The sequence below is a fragment of the Bacillus fungorum genome, from assembly GCF_002746455.1.
Classification (GTDB): Bacteria; Bacillota; Bacilli; order Bacillales; family Bacillaceae_G; genus Bacillus_A; species Bacillus_A fungorum.
In genome coordinates this window covers 20,312-37,857 of record NZ_NWUW01000017.1, presented here as the reverse complement: position 1 = coordinate 37,857, position 17,546 = coordinate 20,312, and the positions used below count along the sequence as shown (strand labels likewise).

At 35.1% G+C, this 17,546-nt stretch carries 13 protein-coding genes; 10 read left to right on the top strand and 3 right to left on the bottom strand.

The features are described 5' to 3' along the window. Positions 1 to 249 precede the first annotated feature (249 nt). Positions 250 to 372 carry a hypothetical protein gene (locus tag CO726_RS32850; protein WP_098760244.1) on the top strand — a complete coding sequence of 41 codons (123 nt, stop codon included), beginning with the start codon at positions 250 to 252 and terminating at the stop codon, positions 370 to 372. Between the two features lie 454 nt (positions 373 to 826). On the opposite strand, the gene CO726_RS20790 is transcribed toward CO726_RS32850, so the two are convergent. Both CO726_RS20790 and fdhD read right to left on the bottom strand, forming a co-directional pair. Further along, positions 827 to 1,333, bottom strand: coding sequence for a GNAT family N-acetyltransferase (locus tag CO726_RS20790; RefSeq protein WP_000405875.1), 507 nt, complete (start codon positions 1,331 to 1,333; stop codon positions 827 to 829). 231 nt (positions 1,334 to 1,564) lie between these two features. Further along, positions 1,565 to 2,371 (bottom strand): formate dehydrogenase accessory sulfurtransferase FdhD, encoded by an 807-nt coding sequence (fdhD, locus tag CO726_RS20785; RefSeq protein ID WP_099685557.1) that lies wholly within the window; start codon positions 2,369 to 2,371, stop codon positions 1,565 to 1,567. A 298-nt stretch (positions 2,372 to 2,669) separates the two neighbouring features. Between fdhD and fdhF the strand changes: the two genes are divergently transcribed. From fdhF to CO726_RS20750, 7 genes are all read left to right on the top strand, one after another. Then, positions 2,670 to 5,606 (top strand): formate dehydrogenase subunit alpha, encoded by a 2,937-nt coding sequence (gene fdhF, locus CO726_RS20780; RefSeq protein ID WP_099685556.1) that lies wholly within the window; start codon positions 2,670 to 2,672, stop codon positions 5,604 to 5,606. 12 nt (positions 5,607 to 5,618) lie between these two features. Beyond that, complete coding sequence (locus CO726_RS20775; protein ID WP_098760240.1) at positions 5,619 to 6,101, top strand: helical membrane plugin domain-containing protein; 483 nt, start codon at positions 5,619 to 5,621, stop codon at positions 6,099 to 6,101. A gap of 155 nt (positions 6,102 to 6,256) precedes the next feature. Continuing rightward, positions 6,257 to 8,128 carry a glycerophosphoryl diester phosphodiesterase membrane domain-containing protein gene (locus CO726_RS20770; RefSeq protein ID WP_099685555.1) on the top strand — a complete coding sequence of 624 codons (1,872 nt, stop codon included), beginning with the start codon at positions 6,257 to 6,259 and terminating at the stop codon, positions 8,126 to 8,128. A 366-nt stretch (positions 8,129 to 8,494) separates the two neighbouring features. Then, positions 8,495 to 9,628, top strand: coding sequence for an alanine dehydrogenase (gene ald, locus CO726_RS20765; RefSeq protein WP_001219742.1), 1,134 nt, complete (start codon positions 8,495 to 8,497; stop codon positions 9,626 to 9,628). A 103-nt stretch (positions 9,629 to 9,731) separates the two neighbouring features. Further along, the gene (locus CO726_RS20760; RefSeq protein WP_098760238.1) at positions 9,732 to 11,147 is read left to right on the top strand and encodes an amino acid permease; all 1,416 of its coding nucleotides are present in this window, start codon (positions 9,732 to 9,734) and stop codon (positions 11,145 to 11,147) included. Positions 11,148 to 11,403: 256 nt separating this feature from the next. After that, positions 11,404 to 11,781 (top strand): ArsR/SmtB family transcription factor, encoded by a 378-nt coding sequence (locus CO726_RS20755; RefSeq protein ID WP_099685554.1) that lies wholly within the window; start codon positions 11,404 to 11,406, stop codon positions 11,779 to 11,781. 23 nt (positions 11,782 to 11,804) lie between these two features. After that, the gene (locus CO726_RS20750) at positions 11,805 to 14,171 is read left to right on the top strand and encodes a heavy metal translocating P-type ATPase (protein ID WP_099685553.1); all 2,367 of its coding nucleotides are present in this window, start codon (positions 11,805 to 11,807) and stop codon (positions 14,169 to 14,171) included. Between the two features lie 175 nt (positions 14,172 to 14,346). Here the strand turns inward: CO726_RS20750 and CO726_RS20745 are convergent, their stop codons facing one another. Next, positions 14,347 to 15,810: a nicotinate phosphoribosyltransferase gene (locus CO726_RS20745; RefSeq protein WP_099685552.1), complete on the bottom strand. Its 1,464-nt coding sequence runs from the start codon at positions 15,808 to 15,810 to the stop codon at positions 14,347 to 14,349. Between the two features lie 200 nt (positions 15,811 to 16,010). Between CO726_RS20745 and CO726_RS20740 the strand changes: the two genes are divergently transcribed. Beyond that, the gene (locus CO726_RS20740) at positions 16,011 to 17,282 is read left to right on the top strand and encodes a helix-turn-helix domain-containing protein (RefSeq protein WP_099685551.1); all 1,272 of its coding nucleotides are present in this window, start codon (positions 16,011 to 16,013) and stop codon (positions 17,280 to 17,282) included. A gap of 2 nt (positions 17,283 to 17,284) precedes the next feature. Next, a complete protein-coding gene (locus CO726_RS31535; protein ID WP_000738188.1) occupies positions 17,285 to 17,410 on the top strand; it encodes an NprX family peptide pheromone in 126 nt (41 codons plus the stop codon). The last annotated feature ends 136 nt before the right edge of the window (positions 17,411 to 17,546 follow it).

The following is a 17,546-nucleotide window of genomic DNA, read 5'->3' as shown; positions in this document are numbered from 1 at the left end:
GGAAGAGTGATTTTTTCACTCAAAGCAATTGACATAAAAAATGCACTAGTTTTGCACAACTATTTTTTATAATAGAAAACGTAGCGACACAAAATACCCTATGTTGCGACATAACGTCATGTCATTTTATTTATAAAATGACAATTCCATTCTATTGTGTATGTGAGATAGAGAGGGTTTTCGTATTCACCTCGCATCGGATAAGAAAAATTTCCTATCTCACACTTTTTTTAAAAGGAGATCATACACATGAATCCAAAAGAAGAAATTTCAAAAAAAGAAAAGCAAGATCGTAATACGGTTGTTATGTGCATTGCCGTATCTATGATTATTATTATAAGTTGCGTAAATAAAATTTTGGGGATTTTATAATATATAAAAGCTGATTGCTTATTAATAAGCAATCAGCTTTTTTTATTTATCCCGCTATTTTTGGGGAGTGAGACCCCTACCTTAAAATTTAGCGAAAGCAAAGAAGTTAGGTAGGGATTGGGCTGCCAGTAAAAGCCTTCACTTTATTAGGGGAATAATTTTATATAATAAACCAAGGTAAAATTGCTAAACCAGAAGTTACAAGCGCTGTAGTAAATATTAAAAGCATAGCTCGTTTGTTTTGTTTCATGTCACATTCTCCTCTACATATCAAGTACATGCGATTAGCGTGGGATGTGGTTCCCCACTGAGTAAAGTTTCACTTTATATTTTTAGTATAATGAATGGAAAGGGGTGGTACGATCGATAAAGGTGACATGAAGATTACATTGTTGTAATGAAAAAAGCATCTTTCTTAATAAAAAGATGCTTTTGAAAAATTTATAGTGAGATATTAATCATTTAAGAATAAAACCATATGCTCCTCGTCCCAATATTGACCGTTGTGTTTTAATGAACGTTCTTGCACGCCGTAAGTTTGGAAACCTAATGACTCATACAATTTTTTTGCAGCGTCGTTACCAACTACAACATCGAGCATGAGCTGTTCTACATGCAATTTATCGGCATTTTCAATAATTGCTTTAATGAGCGCTCGTCCTGCTCCAAGGCCACGTGCTTTTGGGGAAACAAAAACAGAGCCGATTTTTGCTTTATGTTCTTGTTTAATAAATGGCTTTGTTTCTAAAGTAGCAATGCCGATTAAATCATTATCTTTGAAGACACCTAGAGTATACTTATCCGGATTGCTTAATCGTTTTGCCATAGCAGCTACAGGATCCTCATGTTTAAGAACATCTTCATAAGAAGAGCTAAAAGCTTCTGGGTTCTTCGTTAAACCTTCCATACAAACTTTTAAATATATTTCTGCGTCCTCTGTCGTTAATAAGCGAATTTCCATAGTTGTAACCTCCTTGGTCGATTTTAAATAAAATAACTCCATTACTTTTATAAGAATGTGTATGCGTTTTGTTAGCAGTCTCTTTTAATTTGTAAAAGAATAAAAAGATATATGCTACAATGTTTTGTTTTTAATTATGTAATGAAATTATATATTAACTTAATTAACTATTCAAGCGTTTAATATATTACATTTTTATAACTAAAATAACTCCTCGGTTGAGGAGTTATTTTAGTTATTCGATTGATAACCATCAATTCGATGTGGATGCGTGTAAATATTACAAGATTCATTTCTAATAAATCCTACGACTGTAATGCCTAAATCGTGAGCGAGTTGCAATGCTAGTTTTGTGGGAGCCGATTTAGATAGAACAATTTCACATCCTATTTTTGAAACTTTGAGTAAAATTTCGGATGAAATGCGCCCACTAAATGCAATGATTTTTCCTTTAACAGATATATCGTTGCGTAAACAATGGCCATATATTTTATCTAATGCATTATGTCTTCCGATATCCATTCTTGATAGGAGGATATTGTTTCGATCACATAGCGCGGTATTGTGAACACCGCCGGTTTGGCGAAAGGTAGTGGAAGATTGTTGTAAAGTATTCATTAAGTAAAAGCATTCTTCAGGAGTAATTTTCACATGTATATCATGTAAGTCTTTTGCTTTTGCTGCATCGTTTACGAAAATAAAACCTTGTCTACCTTTTCCGCAGCAAGAAGTAATGTATCGTTTATTATATAAAGTTTGATAGAGCGGATTCACTTTTGATGATGTTACATGAACGATTCCGTTTTCTTTTTGAACCCACAGTTCTTCAACATCTTTATAGGAAGAAATAATTCCTTCAGAAATTAAAAAACCAATAACCATGTCTTCAATGTAATTTGGTGTACATACAACTGTTACGTATTCTTCACCATTTAATTTAATAGTAATAGGAGATTCCGTAACAATCTCATCAATTTGTTTTGAAAATGTACCAGATTGATAGCGTACAATTGTATATGTTTCTTGCGTAGGCCCCATATTAAATTCCCCTTTTATATGTATTTTCTCCCACATTCATCATAAAACATTGAAAAAATAAAAACATCTATTAGAAGGAAGGTATCAGATTATTTTGGTTATTATTGTATATGTACGATATAATAGAACTGTAGAATAGTGATATTTTCAAGCTTTCGTAGTTATACCTTATAACATCTAGAATCGACTTCATAAGAAAGCATTTGGGCAGAGCGTTTCAAAAATATGTACAGTAATGCGATTTTGAAAACGGATTCATAATTGTGTTGTACAGTTGTTTGTAAGGAGAGGGGAAACTATGGCAGAACAGACAGTCCGTGTAACCGTGGATGGTAAAGAATTTTCCACATCGGGTGAAAAGACGATACTACAATTATTTAACGAGAGTAATTTGGAACATCCTCAAATTTGTCATGTACCAGAAGTAGATCCAATTCAAACTTGTGATACGTGTATTGTAGAAGTAAATGGGAAGTTATTGCGTGCTTGTTCAACGAAGCTCGAGAATGGTATGCATATCGAAAGACAGTCCCAGCGTGCAAAAGAGGCGCAGACTGAGGCGATGGATCGAATATTAGAGAATCATTTATTATATTGTACTGTTTGTGATAACAATAATGGTAACTGTAAAGTCCATAACACAGTACATATGATGGGAATTGAAGAACAGAAATATCCGTATGAGCCGAAAGTAAGTGCTTGTGAAGTGGATATGTCACATCCGTTTTATCGGTATGATCCAAATCAATGTATTGCTTGTGGACAATGTGTAGAAGTATGTCAAAACTTACAGGTCAATGAAACGATATCGATAGATTGGAGCTTAGATCGTCCTCGTGTTATATGGGACAATGGTGTAAGTATAAATGACTCATCTTGTGTGAGCTGTGGGCAGTGTGTAACAGTATGTCCATGTAATGCGTTGATGGAAAAATCAATGTTAGGTGAAGCTGGATTCATGACAGGATTAAAACCAGATGTGTTAGATCCGATGATTGATTTTGTAAAGGATGTAGAGCCTGGATATAGTAGTATTTTAGCGGTTTCAGAGGTAGAGGCTGCGATGCGTAAGACGAAAGTGAATAAAACAAAAACAGTTTGTACATTTTGTGGTGTCGGTTGTTCATTCGAAGTGTGGACGAAAGATCGCCATATATTAAAAGTACAACCTGTTTCAGATGCACCTGTTAATGGCATTTCCACATGTGTAAAAGGTAAATTTGGATGGGACTTTGTAAATAGTGAAGATCGAATTACAAAGCCATTAATTCGCCAAGGAGATATGTTTGTTGAAGCGACTTGGGAAGAGGCTCTTGAAGTTGTTGCATCTAATATGCAACATATTAAATCAGAATACGGCAGCGATGCATTTGGATTCATTTCTTCTTCGAAAGTAACGAATGAAGAAAATTACCTTATGCAAAAACTAGCTCGTCAAATATATGGAACGAATAATATAGATAACTGCTCGCGTTATTGCCAATCTCCAGCAACAGATGGTTTATTTAAAACTGTCGGTATGGGCGGGGATGCTGGAACAGTGAAAGATATAGCTGAAGCAGGCCTTGTTATTATCGTTGGTGCGAATCCAACAGAAGGACATCCTGTACTTGCTACGAGAGTAAAACGTGCTCATAAATTACACGAGCAAAAACTGATTGTAGCAGACCTTCGTAAACATGAAATGGCAGAGCGTGCGGATTTATTTATTCATCCGCGCCAAGGTACGGATTATGTATGGCTTGCTGGTATTACGAAATATATTATTGATCAAGATTGGCACGATAAAAAGTTTTTGGCTGAAAATGTGAAGAACTTTGATGAATATAGCAAAATGTTAGAAAAGTATACGCTTGATTATACAGAAGAAATTACGGGGATTTCAAAAGAAAATCTGAAAGAAATGGCTCGTATGGTATATGAAGCAGATGGTACTTGTATACTTTGGGGAATGGGTGTAACGCAAAATACAGGAGGAAGTACAACGTCCGCTGCAATTTCAAATTTACTGCTTGTTACGGGGAACTATCGTCGTCCTGGTGCAGGTGCATATCCATTACGAGGACATAATAACGTACAAGGTGCTTGTGATATGGCAACATTACCAAACTGGCTTCCAGGTTATCAAGCAGTATCAGATGATACGCTTCGTGCAAAATTTGAAAAAGCATACGGTACAACTATTCCGAAAGCACCAGGATTAAATAATATTGCAATGTTACTTGCGGCAGAAGAAGGAAAACTACGTGGTATGTATGTCATGGGTGAAGAAATGGCTTTAGTCGATTCAAATGCGAACCATGTGCAACATATTTTAGCGAATTTAGACTTCCTCGTTGTTCAAGATATGTTCTTATCAAAAACAGCCCGTTTTGCTGATGTTATTTTACCAGCGGCACCAAGCTTAGAAAAAGAAGGAACGTTTACGAATACAGAGCGCCGTATTCAAAGATTATATGAAGTATTGAAACCGCTTGGTGATTCAAAACCAGACTGGTGGATTTTACAAAAAGTTGCGCGTGCACTGGGCGGGGATTGGAATTACGAAAGTCCGAGTGAAATCATGGACGAAATTGCATCACTTGCACCGTTATACTCTCAAGCAACGTACGATCGTCTAGAAGGATGGAATAGTTTATGTTGGGGTAGTCATGATGGTAGCGATACACCGCTATTATATGTAGACGGATTTAACTTCCCAGATAAACTTGCTCGTTTATCATTAGATGAATGGGTACCACCGGTTGTAGCGCCAGATGAGTATGATTTACTTTTAAATAATGGACGCATGCTAGAACATTTCCATGAAGGGAATATGACGAATAAGTCGGCTGGTATTTTATCTAAAGTATCTGAAGTATTCGTTGAAATTTCACCAGCACTTGCTATAGAGCGCAATGTGAAAGATGGTGGTCTTGTGGAATTAGCATCACCATTTGGAAAAATTAAAGTACAAGCGCTTATTACTGATCGTGTAACGGGGAAAGAGCTATATTTACCGATGCATGCAACGATAAATGAAGAAGCGATTAATATTTTAACTGGGACGGCAACAGATCTTTATACGTGTACACCGGCGTATAAACAAACGATGGTGAAAATGCGTGTATTGCGTGAAAAAGGAAATCGTCCGTTACCATCTTCAAACCCACGAGATAAAAAGCGTAATCCGCAAAATGGTGTTGAAATCGAGCAAAAATGGCAAAGAAAACAATACGTATCACTTGTGGACTAGGGGGCGGAGATAGTGGCGAAAGAAATTACCTTAATTAAAAAGAAAATTGTAACAGAGGAAGAACAGAAACAGCAAGTAGCAGATGAACTTCTAAATGAGCTATCTAATAATCGTGAAGCAGTAGAAGAAACGATGCAGCTTTTAGCACAATTACAGAAGGCTGGTATATTAGATGCAGCGATTAGTTTACTTGCTGCGAAGGAAGATGTTTCAAAAATCGCTGTGGAGCAATTAAATCGTGAACCAGTTAAAAATGCACTTAACAATATGATGGGGGCGGGGGAAGCACTATCCTCAGTTGACCCAGAAGTAACGAAGCAAATTACATCGAGCTTAGTCACTGGATTGCAATTTGCAACAGATGAATTAAATAGTGGTAAAAAAACAAAAGTGATGGATTTCTTTAAAGTGTTAAAAGATCCAGATATCAATAGAGCCATTACATTCGGTTTTAGCTTTTTGAAAGCATTTGGGCAAGGGTTAGAGAAAAAATAGAGTAAGTGAAAAAGTGATGGGAAGTAGCCATCACTTTTTTCATTGTATGTATAAGAGTGTTCATGTTAAGCGGAATATATTATTATTAAAAAGATGGATTAGAAATGGAAATGTGGAATCCATCTCAAATATCGTTTTAGAATGTGGAGGAATATATGCAACACCGTAAAAGACTATCTATACCAGGAGTAATGGGACATTCCTTTCAAACAGTTAGATTTGCTTTTTGGAATGTATTAACCTTTCAACTTGCTTATAAATTATTAGCAGCGATTGTATTTGTCCCGTTATTCGGGATCATTTTTAATAAGTTATTGTATTTTGGTGGTTATGCAAATGCGACGAATGATGAATTATTAGCGTTTTTAAAGACACCATACGGCATTTTAGCAATTGTAATTTTATCATTGTTAGCACTGTTTCTTATCTTTACGGAATTTGCGGTGCTTATTATTATTTCGTACTTCGCTCATAAAAGACAAAAGGTGAAATTACGTCCGATTTTATATAAAACCGTAACGTATTTACCTACTCTTTTCACATATTGCTTACCAGGATTTATTTTATATGCTGTCGTATTGTTACCTCTTTTAAATATGGGATATGAAACTGCATTAATTCCGCAAATTCAAATTCCTAACTTCATTACAGGAGAACTGTTTAAGACAACGATGGGACAAGTGGGTTATTACACATTCTTTGCTGTAGTTGCGTATTTGAACCTTCGTTGGATTTTTGTTCTACCTATTGTTGTTTTGGAGCAAAAGCCATTTCGCGTGGCAGCACGCAAAAGTGCAACGTTAGTAAAAGAAAGCTTTTTTAAAGTACTATTCTTTTTAGTCGGATTTTTTATTTCAATAGGAATTGTGTATGTCATATTTTTAGGAATATATTTATTGTGTCTATGGGGTGTTTATGAATTTACAAACCTAAAAGGGACATTTGCGTTGTTAGCAGAATCGACGATTTCTGTATTTCTAACAAGTACATTGTATTTATTTAGTTTTATCGTGACACCATTTTATATTATGGCAATTACGCGATTGTATTTACAAAAGGTTCCGGTTGAGGATGTTTTATTAGAAGAAGGGTTAGATTATTCGAAAACGAAAGCAGATAAAAGTTTCTTCCAAAAACATCGTTGGAAATTTATTGGTGTATATATTGTAGGAATTATTACTGCCGGAATGGTCGTTGCCTTCATTGTAACGTTTATTTCAAATTCATATAAAGAACCGATTATTATGGCGCACCGCGGGTATATATCAAAAGGAGTAGAAAATACGAAAGAAGCCATTCAAGGTGCTATTGATGCAAAAGCAGACTACGCTGAAATAGATGTATTACAAACGAAAGACGGTGAATTAGCTGTTATACATGATTTGAAGTTAAAACGTCTTGCTAATGCTAATGTTCATGTGTCAGATTTAACGATGGATGAGTTAAGGCAGCTTACTCTCAGCCAAGATGGTTTTTCAGGACAAATAAGTACGCTTGATGAAATCATTAAGGTGGCAAAGGGCAAAATCAAACTCAATATTGAAGTGAAGCTTCATGGGGGCGAAAAAGACTTTGTAAACAAAGTATTAAAAACGATTAAAGACAATGAATTTGAGAAGCAATGTGTAATTCAAACGTTACACTATCCGCTTATAAAAGAATTTAAGCGTGCAAATCCAAATATAAAAGTAGGATATATACTGTATGCGAGTAGAGCTAACTTAAAGAATGTGAAAGCTGATTTTTATGTAGCAGAAGAATACATGTTAAATAAGAAATTAGTAAAAGAAGCAAGGAAGTTAAACAAGCCAATTTACGTATGGACGGTAAATGATATGGAAAGTTTAAAGGGATATTATAAATTAAACGTAGATGGTATCATTACCGATTATCCTGAAGATGCACGTGAAACAATTAAGATGTTAAAAGAGCAAGAAGCGGAAGAAAGTGATCTGTTTGATAAAATTACTGAAACAACAGATGATTTATTTTCCAAGTTATTTATAAGTTACCCAGCTGCTGGCTAAATGCCAGCAGTTTTTTTGTGAAAAGAATATATCTCTAAAGTATTGTGTAAAGTAATAAGTGTATATGTATACGTCGCTACTTAGGTTTCTTACATTGTTACATTATTGTAGAATAATAAATGATTAGTACTTATTTTGAAGGAGTATAATAAAAATAGAGTGATAGATAATGAAATGGAATGAAGATGATAATAGAATCAACGTTTTATATATTTACACTATTCTAAATATATAAACTTTTAAAAAATGGTATGTTAGCGTTTTCATAACTTTTAAGTTATGCTAGAATAAGGACATAAGTTATTAATTATTACAAAAAGAAAAAAGACTTTCTTTTTTCTGTTAATTATAAGGGGGCATTTCATTATGCGTATTGGGGTACCAGCAGAAATTAAAAACAACGAAAACCGTGTGGCAATGACACCAGCAGGTGTTGTACATTTAATTCGTAACAATCACGAAGTATTCATTCAAAAGGGTGCAGGTTTAGGATCTGGTTTCACAGATGCTCAGTATGTTGAAGCAGGAGCGAAAATTGTTGATACAGCTGAAGAAGCTTGGAACATGGAAATGGTTATGAAAGTTAAGGAACCAATTGAAAGCGAATACAAACACTTCAGCGAAGGTTTAATCTTATTCACATACTTACACTTAGCTCCAGAACCAGAATTAACAAAAGCATTAATCGAAAAGAAAGTTGTTTCTATTGCATATGAAACAGTACAATTAGAAAACCGTTCTCTACCATTACTTGCACCTATGAGTGAAGTAGCTGGTCGTATGGCTGCACAAATTGGTGCACAATTCCTTGAGAAAAACAAAGGCGGTAAAGGTATCTTACTTGCAGGTGTTCCAGGGGTTAAACGTGGTAAAGTAACAATCATCGGTGGTGGACAAGCGGGTACAAATGCTGCTAAAATTGCAGTTGGACTAGGTGCGGATGTAACAATCATCGACTTAAGTGCAGAACGTCTTCGTCAATTAGATGACATTTTCGGAAACCAAGTAAAAACTTTAATGTCTAATCCTTACAATATTGCAGAAGCTGTAAAAGAGTCTGATCTTGTAATCGGTGCAGTATTAATCCCAGGTGCAAAAGCGCCAAAACTTGTAACAGAAGAAATGATCAAATCAATGGAACCAGGTTCTGTTGTTGTAGATATCGCGATTGACCAAGGTGGTATTTTCGAAACAACTGACCGTATTACAACTCATGATAACCCAACTTACGAAAAACACGGCGTTGTTCATTATGCAGTTGCAAACATGCCAGGTGCGGTTCCACGTACATCAACTCTTGCATTAACGAACGTAACAGTACCATATGCAGTACAAATTGCTAACAAAGGCTACAAAGAAGCTTGCCTAGGAAACTCTGCATTACTAAAAGGTATTAACACATTAGATGGCTATGTAACATTCGAAGCAGTTGCAGAAGCTCACGGTGTTGAGTACAAAGGTGCTAAAGAATTATTAGAAGCAGAAACAGTATCTTGCTAATAGAAGCATTATACAAAACAAAATCGAACAATATATAATACAACATGATAAGAGCTAAGAGATAATACCTCTTAGCTCTTCTTAGTAAAAGGGGGCATACATCGTGGCCAACCTATTTAAAAAGAAATCCGTTACGCAATTGTTAGGGGAAAGTAAAAGTAAAACTTTGACGAAAACGCTAGGGGCATTCGACCTAACAATGCTAGGGATTGGTGCGATAATTGGTACAGGAGTTCTAGTATTAACTGGATTAGTAGCAGCAAGAGATGCTGGTCCGGCGGTTATTTTTTCATTCATGATTGCAGCCATCGTTTGTGGATTTGCAGCATTATGTTACGCAGAGGTTGCTTCTACACTTCCTGTTTCAGGTAGTGTATACACATACTCATATGCAACGATTGGTGAGTTTGTAGCTCATTTAATGGGATGGACATTACTATCTGTATATGTTGTAACGACTGCCGCAGTAGCTGGCGGATGGACAGGCTATTTCCATAACTTAGTGAGTGGATTGGGGCTTGAAATTCCAAAAGCGTTGTTAACGATCCCGTCGCAAGGTGGTATGGTGAATTTACCAGCAGTTATCGTTACGTTAGTTATAACTTGGTTATTATCACGCGGTACGAAAGAAAGTAAGCGTGTGAATAATATAATGGTATTAATTAAAATTGGTATTGTTGTTTTATTCATTGCAGTTGGTGTATTCTACGTGAAACCAGAAAACTGGATACCATTTGCACCATACGGTTTAAGTGGAGTTTTCGCGGGGGGAGCGGCAGTATTCTTTGCTTTCTTAGGATTTGATGCATTAGCAACTTCTGCTGAAGAAGTAAAAAATCCGCAACGTGATTTACCAATTGGTATTATCGCTTCGTTAATTATTTGTACAATCATTTATGTTGTAGTTTGTCTCGTTATGACGGGTATGGTTTCTTATAAAGAGCTAGATGTACCGGAAGCGATGGCGTATGTGTTAGAAGTTGTAGGACAAGATAAAGTAGCTGGTGTAATCGCAATTGGAGCTGTAATTGGTATTATGGCCGTAATTTTTGCTTACATTTATGCAACGACACGTGTATTCTTCGCGATGAGCCGTGACGGTTTATTGCCAGAATCTTTCGCGAAAATTAACAAGAAGACTGAAGCACCAACATTTTCAGTTTGGTTAACAGGAATTGGTAGTGCTTTAATTGCTGGATTTATCGATTTAAAAGAATTGTCGAATTTAGCGAATATTGGAGCATTGTTAACCTTTGCGATGGTTGGTGTGTCAGTTATTATTCTTCGTAAAACACATCCGAAATTACAACGTGGATTTATGGTACCACTTGTACCAATCTTACCGATTATTTCAATTGCGTGTTGTCTATTCTTAATGGTAAATCTACCATTAAAAACATGGATGTACTTCGGTGCGTGGTTAGCAATTGGAGTAGTTGTATACTTTGTTTATTCGAAAAAACACAGTCATTTAAAAGACGATGGAAGTTCGCAGGATAATTTAGAACAAGCTAATTAAAAGCTTAATTAAAAGGGATATAAGTATAGTAAGCCTTGTGCGTCTAGGGAGCGCGCAAGGCTTTTTTCTTTTGTACAAAATGTACATCCTTTTTTGTATGAGAATGTAATGGATGCGGAAAATATGTATAAGCCTTATTAAAATGTTCGAAAAAATGTATGAGATTTCATTGACACATATGAATGAGCGCTCATATAATAAGAGTATAAGATATATGAATGATTGTTCATATGTTCAATTAAAGAGGTGAACTATAATGGCTGGAAATAAAGTAGAAACACCACAAGAGACATGTTCTCAAACGATAATCCATGAAGAAGTTGTGGATCAAGTGAAACAAACAATTCCAACTGATGACAGTTTAAGTAAAGTAGCAGAATTATTTAAAGTATTAGGCGATCGTACACGTACGAGAATATTACATGCGTTATTTGAAGCTGAAATGTGCGTTTGTGATTTAGCTTATTTATTAGGAATGACACAATCATCTATTTCACATCAGCTTCGTGTGTTAAAGCAAGCGAAACTGGTAAAGAATCGTAAAGAAGGAAAGGTCGTTTATTATTCGTTAGCTGACCAACACGTAATTCATATCTTCGAGCAAGCGTTTGAACACGTAAACGAGGAAGCATAAATACAACGCGAGGAGGGAGAACGATGGCTGAAGCATTAGTGAAAAAGAAACTAATGTTAGAGGGTTTAGATTGTGCGAACTGTGCAATGAAAATTGAAAAAGGTGTTGGAAATATAGAAGGAGTAAATTCTTGCTCTGTAAATTTCGCAACAAAAACAATGGTTTTAGAGACAGCACAAAATAAAGAAAACGAAGTTATTATAGAAGCAAAACAACTCGTTACAAAATTAGAACCGCATATTAAAGTGCAAGAAGAAAAAAACACAAAAGTAGCAAAAGAAGTGTTTATATTAGAAGGTTTAGATTGCGCAAATTGTGCGATGAAGATTGAAAATAAAGTTAAGGAAATGCCGACGGTTTCAGCAGCAACTGTTGATTTCGTATCAAAGAAATTACGAGTTGAGGTAGCGAATAAAAGAGAATTAGAAGCGACTGTAGCAAATATAACAAATGTCGTTCAAAAGTTAGAACCAGATGTGAAAGTTGTTCGTGAAGAAAAGGGTGATCATGACCACGGGCATAGTCACGACCATGGTGAAGCAAATGTGAAAAAGATGGTAGGACGATTAGTGGTCGGCGGAATTTTGACAGCAATTGCTGCATTAGCTGGCTTACCACAAATGATAACAATTCCGTTATTCGTCCTTGCGTATGTATTAATAGGTGGGGATATCGTTTGGAGAGCCGTAAGAAACATAACTCGCGGCCAAGTGTTCGATGAGAACTTCTTAATGGCAATTGCAACACTAGGCGCTTTTGCGATTCAGCAATATCCTGAAGCGGTTGCAGTAATGTTATTCTATCAAGTAGGGGAACTATTCCAAAGTATTGCGGTAAACCGTTCTCGAAAATCAATTACTTCATTAATGGATATTCGTCCCGATTACGCGAATGTAAAGGTTGGAAATGAAACGAAACAAGTATCACCAGAAGATGTACAAATCGGCGATTATATTATCGTGAAACCTGGTGAGAAAGTACCATTAGACGGAAAAGTAGTTGAAGGAACATCGATGGTAGATACTTCAGCGTTGACTGGTGAATCTGTACCACGTGAAGTTGAAGTTGGAAATGATGTACTAAGTGGTTTTGTGAACCAAAATGGTGTATTAACAATTGAAGTTACAAAAGAATTCGGTGAATCCACTGTATCAAAAATTTTAGATTTAGTTCAAAATGCAAGCAGTAAAAAAGCGCCAACAGAAAACTTTATTACGAAGTTCGCGCGTTATTACACTCCAGTTGTAGTTATTACAGCAGCGATTATGGCGTTTATTCCACCACTTATTTTAGAAGGAGCTACATTTGCTGATTGGATTTATAGAGCTTTAGTGTTCTTAGTAATCTCTTGTCCATGTGCGTTAGTTGTATCTATTCCTCTTGGGTTCTTTGGAGGTATCGGTGGTGCATCTAAAAGTGGTGTATTAGTAAAAGGAAGTAACTATTTAGAAGCTTTAAATGATGTGAAATATATTGTTTTTGATAAAACAGGAACATTAACAAAAGGTGTCTTCAAAGTTACGAAAATGGAACCAAGCGAAGGCATTACAAATGAAGAATTATTAGAGTATGCAGCATTTGCTGAAGTGTATTCTAACCATCCGATTGCACAATCGATTCGAAATGCATATGGAAAATTAATTGATGAAAAAATAATCGATGATTATAGCGAAATTTCTGGTCACGGTACAGTCGTAAAAGTACAAGGAAAAGAAATTTTTGCAGGTAATGCTAAATTAATGAAAAAAGAAAACATTACATTTAAGCAACCAGAAACAGTAGGTACATTAGTTCACGTTGCTGTAGATGGAAAATATGCAGGTTATATTGTTATCTCTGATGAGGTAAAAGAAGATTCAAAACAAGCAATTCAAAAGTTAAAAGAACTAGGTATTAAGAAGACAGTCATGTTAACTGGTGATGCAAAACTAGTCGGTGAAGCTGTTGGTAAAGAATTAGGTTTAGATGAAGTTCACGCAGAACTATTACCGCAACAAAAAGTAGAAGAGATTGAAAAAATTGATGCAGCGAAGCGCGGAAAAGAAAAAGTTGCTTTCGTTGGTGATGGTATTAATGATACACCGGTATTAGCAAGAGCAGATGTTGGTATTGCAATGGGTGGTTTAGGATCAGATGCAGCAATTGAAGCGGCAGATATCGTTATTATGACTGATGAGCCTTCAAAAATTGCGACAGCTGTAAACATTGCAAAACGTACACGACGCATTGTATGGCAAAATATCATCTTTGCATTAGGTGTAAAAGGATTAGTTTTATTACTTGGTGCTTTTGGTATTGCAACAATGTGGGAAGCTGTCTTCTCAGATGTTGGTGTGACACTACTGGCAGTATTAAATGCCATGCGTGTATTACGAGTGAAGGATTTATAAAAAATAGGACGCAATTGCGTCCTATTTTTTATTGTTTATTTTGTCTTATTATTTTAATATATTTTTTACAAATATCCATATAGTTTGTAAAAAACAGAGAAGAGGGAAACTTCTCTGTCCATCCCACACCAATCGGTGGGGGATGGATAAAACCCCAACTGATTAAAGTTCCACTTTATTTTTGTATGTTTTTTTCAACTTGTTCTCGAACAGTTTGGATGTAATTCATTTTATGATCCCAGCATTCCTGGCTTAAATCGACAGGGTATTCTTCGGGATTTAAAGTTCGCATATATTCTTCCCAGAATAAAGCGAGACTCTGTTCAGTATATTTTTGAATATCTAATATGCTCGGTAATTCATATGTTCTTTCACCGTTAACGAAAATGTCTTTATGCAGTTCGCGTGCTTCAAAGTTTGTTACAAATTTACTTATATAGGTGTGAACAGGATGAAACATTTTTAAACGTTCTTCTTTTCCTGGTTCTTCATAATCTAATGCAATATAATCGCCTTCTGCATGATCGTTAACTCGATTGATAATACGATAAATTCGCTTAAGTCCTGGAGTGGTAATTTTTTCAGGATTAGATGAAATTTTTATTGTATCATTTAATTTTCCATCAGTATCTTCAATCGCAACTAGTTTATAAACAGCCCCTAACGCTGGTTGCTCAAAGGACGTAATCAATTTTGTTCCAACGCCCCATACATCAATTTTTGCTCCTTGAGATTTCAAGTGCATAATTGTGTATTCATCTAAATCGCTAGAAGCGATAATTTTTGTATTTGTAAACCCAGCTTCATCTAGTAGTTTTCTTGCCTTTTTAGATAAATAAGCCATATCACCACTATCAAGGCGAACTCCGTAAAAATCGATACGATCTCCAAACTCCTTCGCGACGCGAATTGCATTTGGAACACCGGATTTCAAAGTGTCGTATGTATCGACAAGAAACACACACTTTTTATGTGTCTCGGCATATTTTTTGAAAGCAACATATTCATCGCGATACGCTTGAACGAAAGAGTGAGCATGTGTGCCGGCTACAGGTATTCCGAAGCGTTTCCCAGCCCGTACGTTGCTTGTAGAGGAGAAACCACCAATAAAGGCAGCGCGTGTGCCCCAAAGAGCAGCATCGAACTCATGGGCACGTCTTGTGCCAAACTCTAAAAGTTCATCATTATTTGCAGCGTGCTTCATACGAGCTGCTTTTGTTGCGATTAATGTTTGGTAATTCACAATGTTTAAGAGGGCAGTTTCAATAATTTGTGCTTCGCCCAGCGGTGCATCAACACGTAATAAAGGCTCGTTATTAAAGACAACTTCACCTTCTTGCATACTTCGAACCGTTCCAGTGAATTTCATATTTTGTAAATAATGAAGGAATTCTTCTTCAAATTGTAATTCTGCTAAATAAGCGATATCGCTTTCGGTAAAACTGAAGCTTTCTATGTACTCTACAATTTTTTCAAGACCAGCAAACACAGCATAACCGTTCTCGAATGGAAGTTTTCGAAAGTATAAATCAAACACCGAGCGGCGATTGTGAATACCATCTTTCCAATATGTATAAGCCATATTAATTTGATATAAATCTGTATGTAAGGCATAGCTATCGTCTTTATAATAAGTCATCGCGAAAACACCTCCATAATTTGGTTATAGTATACCAATTTTTCACCGCTCGTAGCAAAGAATGGATATGAAAGAAGAGTCAAGAGGGAAAAAAATGAAATAATGCATATTTTTTAGAAAATTAACATTTATCAATTTATATTTCTCAAGATTTTATGTATTATTAGAGTAATGGGGGGAAATGAGAATGGAGGAGGACAATGCAACAAACATTAGAAAAAATAGGCAAACAAGTCTTTTACAAACGGCTACAGCAAAAAATGACACAAGAAGAATTATGTCAGGGCATTTGTTCTGTCTCATACTTAAGTAAAATCGAAAATGGAAAGATCGAAGCATCAGAAGAGATTCTACAATTGCTCTGCACAAGATTAGAAATTGCCGTGACGGATTTGAGAGATGTAGAAGAAGATGTGAAGGGAAAGCTGGATGAATGGTTAAATGCACTCGTTCATTTGGACAAGCAACAAGTAGAGCGCATATATGAAGAATTACAAGGTGAAATGAATCATGTTTTGGATTTTGAAATTATAAATTATTATAAACTGTTGTATACGCGTTATTTAATTATGAAACGAGATTTTCCTGCTCTTGAAGAAGAATTAGAGAGATTAAAAAAGATGTACAAAAAGTATTCGCCATTTCAGAAATTATTATATACGTATAGTAAAGGACTATATTACTTTTTACAGCATAAATATAAAACTGCCTTAGATTATTTAGTTCAAACTGAAGTGATGGCGAAAGAACAAGGCTATTATGAAACTGGAATCTATTATAATTTGGCTCTCATTTATAATGAATTAGAAATAGAACATATGGCGTTACATTTTGCTCATTTAGCTATGGAAGGTTTTAAGAATGAATATAAATTTCGTCATGTGATTAATTGCCAGCTATTGATAGGGCTAAGTTATATACAGAAAAAACAATATAATGAAGCTTTAGAAATTTATAGAAATATTTTAAGAGAGGCTAATTCTTTTGCAGATAAAGATAATATAACAGCGATTGCTCTAAATAACATGGGATATTTACATTACCATTTAAAGGATTATGTAAAAGCGAAAGAGTATTATTTACAATGTTTACAATACAAGAAGGAAGAAGATTTAGATTACATTGATGCTGTATATGAGATTGCATTGCAATGTATTGAATTGAAGGAATTTGAAGAAGTAAAAGAGTGGATTAATAAAGGTATAGAAGTTGCGAAAAGAGATGAGAAGTATAAAAGTATGTTATATACACTTTTAATACTTCAACATAAATATTTTGAAGAGAAGGGGGTGTATAAAAAGTTTTTAGAAACAGAAGCTTTAACATTTTTTAAGCAAGAGGAAAATAAAAAAGATTTAAAAAAAGTATATTTAGAATTAGCAAAATATCATGAGGAAGTATTAGAATTCCAAGAAAGTAATCGGTATTATAGACTAACTATTAATTTATTAGAAGAAAAGGGAGGAAGATGAATATGAAAAAAATGATTTTTGGTGCACTAGCGTTAGTAGCTATATTAGTAGTGTTAGAACCTCAATATGCTTGGACTGGAGATATGTATGGTCAAGCTAAAGAAGTAATAGAAGTAATTAATTCTTAATGAAAAACCCCTTTCCAACCGGAAAGGGGTTTTTCATTATTTGTTCCTCAAAATTCTACAAAACTTGAGAAAAAAATTATTTGAATTTTTAGTATATTAATAGTGGAAACATAATGCTAATATGAAACTACTCTTT

Coding starts and splice junctions, on each gene's coding strand:
- CO726_RS32850 (WP_098760244.1), top strand. CDS start 250: ATGAATCCAAAAGAAGAAATTTCAAAAAAAGAAAAGCAAGATCGTAAT.
- CO726_RS20790 (WP_000405875.1), bottom strand. CDS start 1,333: ATGGAAATTCGCTTATTAACGACAGAGGACGCAGAAATATATTTAAAA.
- fdhD (WP_099685557.1), bottom strand. CDS start 2,371: ATGGGGCCTACGCAAGAAACATATACAATTGTACGCTATCAATCTGGT.
- fdhF (WP_099685556.1), top strand. CDS start 2,670: ATGGCAGAACAGACAGTCCGTGTAACCGTGGATGGTAAAGAATTTTCC.
- CO726_RS20770 (WP_099685555.1), top strand. CDS start 6,257: ATGCAACACCGTAAAAGACTATCTATACCAGGAGTAATGGGACATTCC.
- ald (WP_001219742.1), top strand. CDS start 8,495: ATGCGTATTGGGGTACCAGCAGAAATTAAAAACAACGAAAACCGTGTG.
- CO726_RS20755 (WP_099685554.1), top strand. CDS start 11,404: ATGGCTGGAAATAAAGTAGAAACACCACAAGAGACATGTTCTCAAACG.
- CO726_RS20750 (WP_099685553.1), top strand. CDS start 11,805: ATGGCTGAAGCATTAGTGAAAAAGAAACTAATGTTAGAGGGTTTAGAT.
- CO726_RS20745 (WP_099685552.1), bottom strand. CDS start 15,810: ATGACTTATTATAAAGACGATAGCTATGCCTTACATACAGATTTATAT.
- CO726_RS20740 (WP_099685551.1), top strand. CDS start 16,011: ATGCAACAAACATTAGAAAAAATAGGCAAACAAGTCTTTTACAAACGG.
- CO726_RS31535 (WP_000738188.1), top strand. CDS start 17,285: ATGAAAAAAATGATTTTTGGTGCACTAGCGTTAGTAGCTATATTAGTA.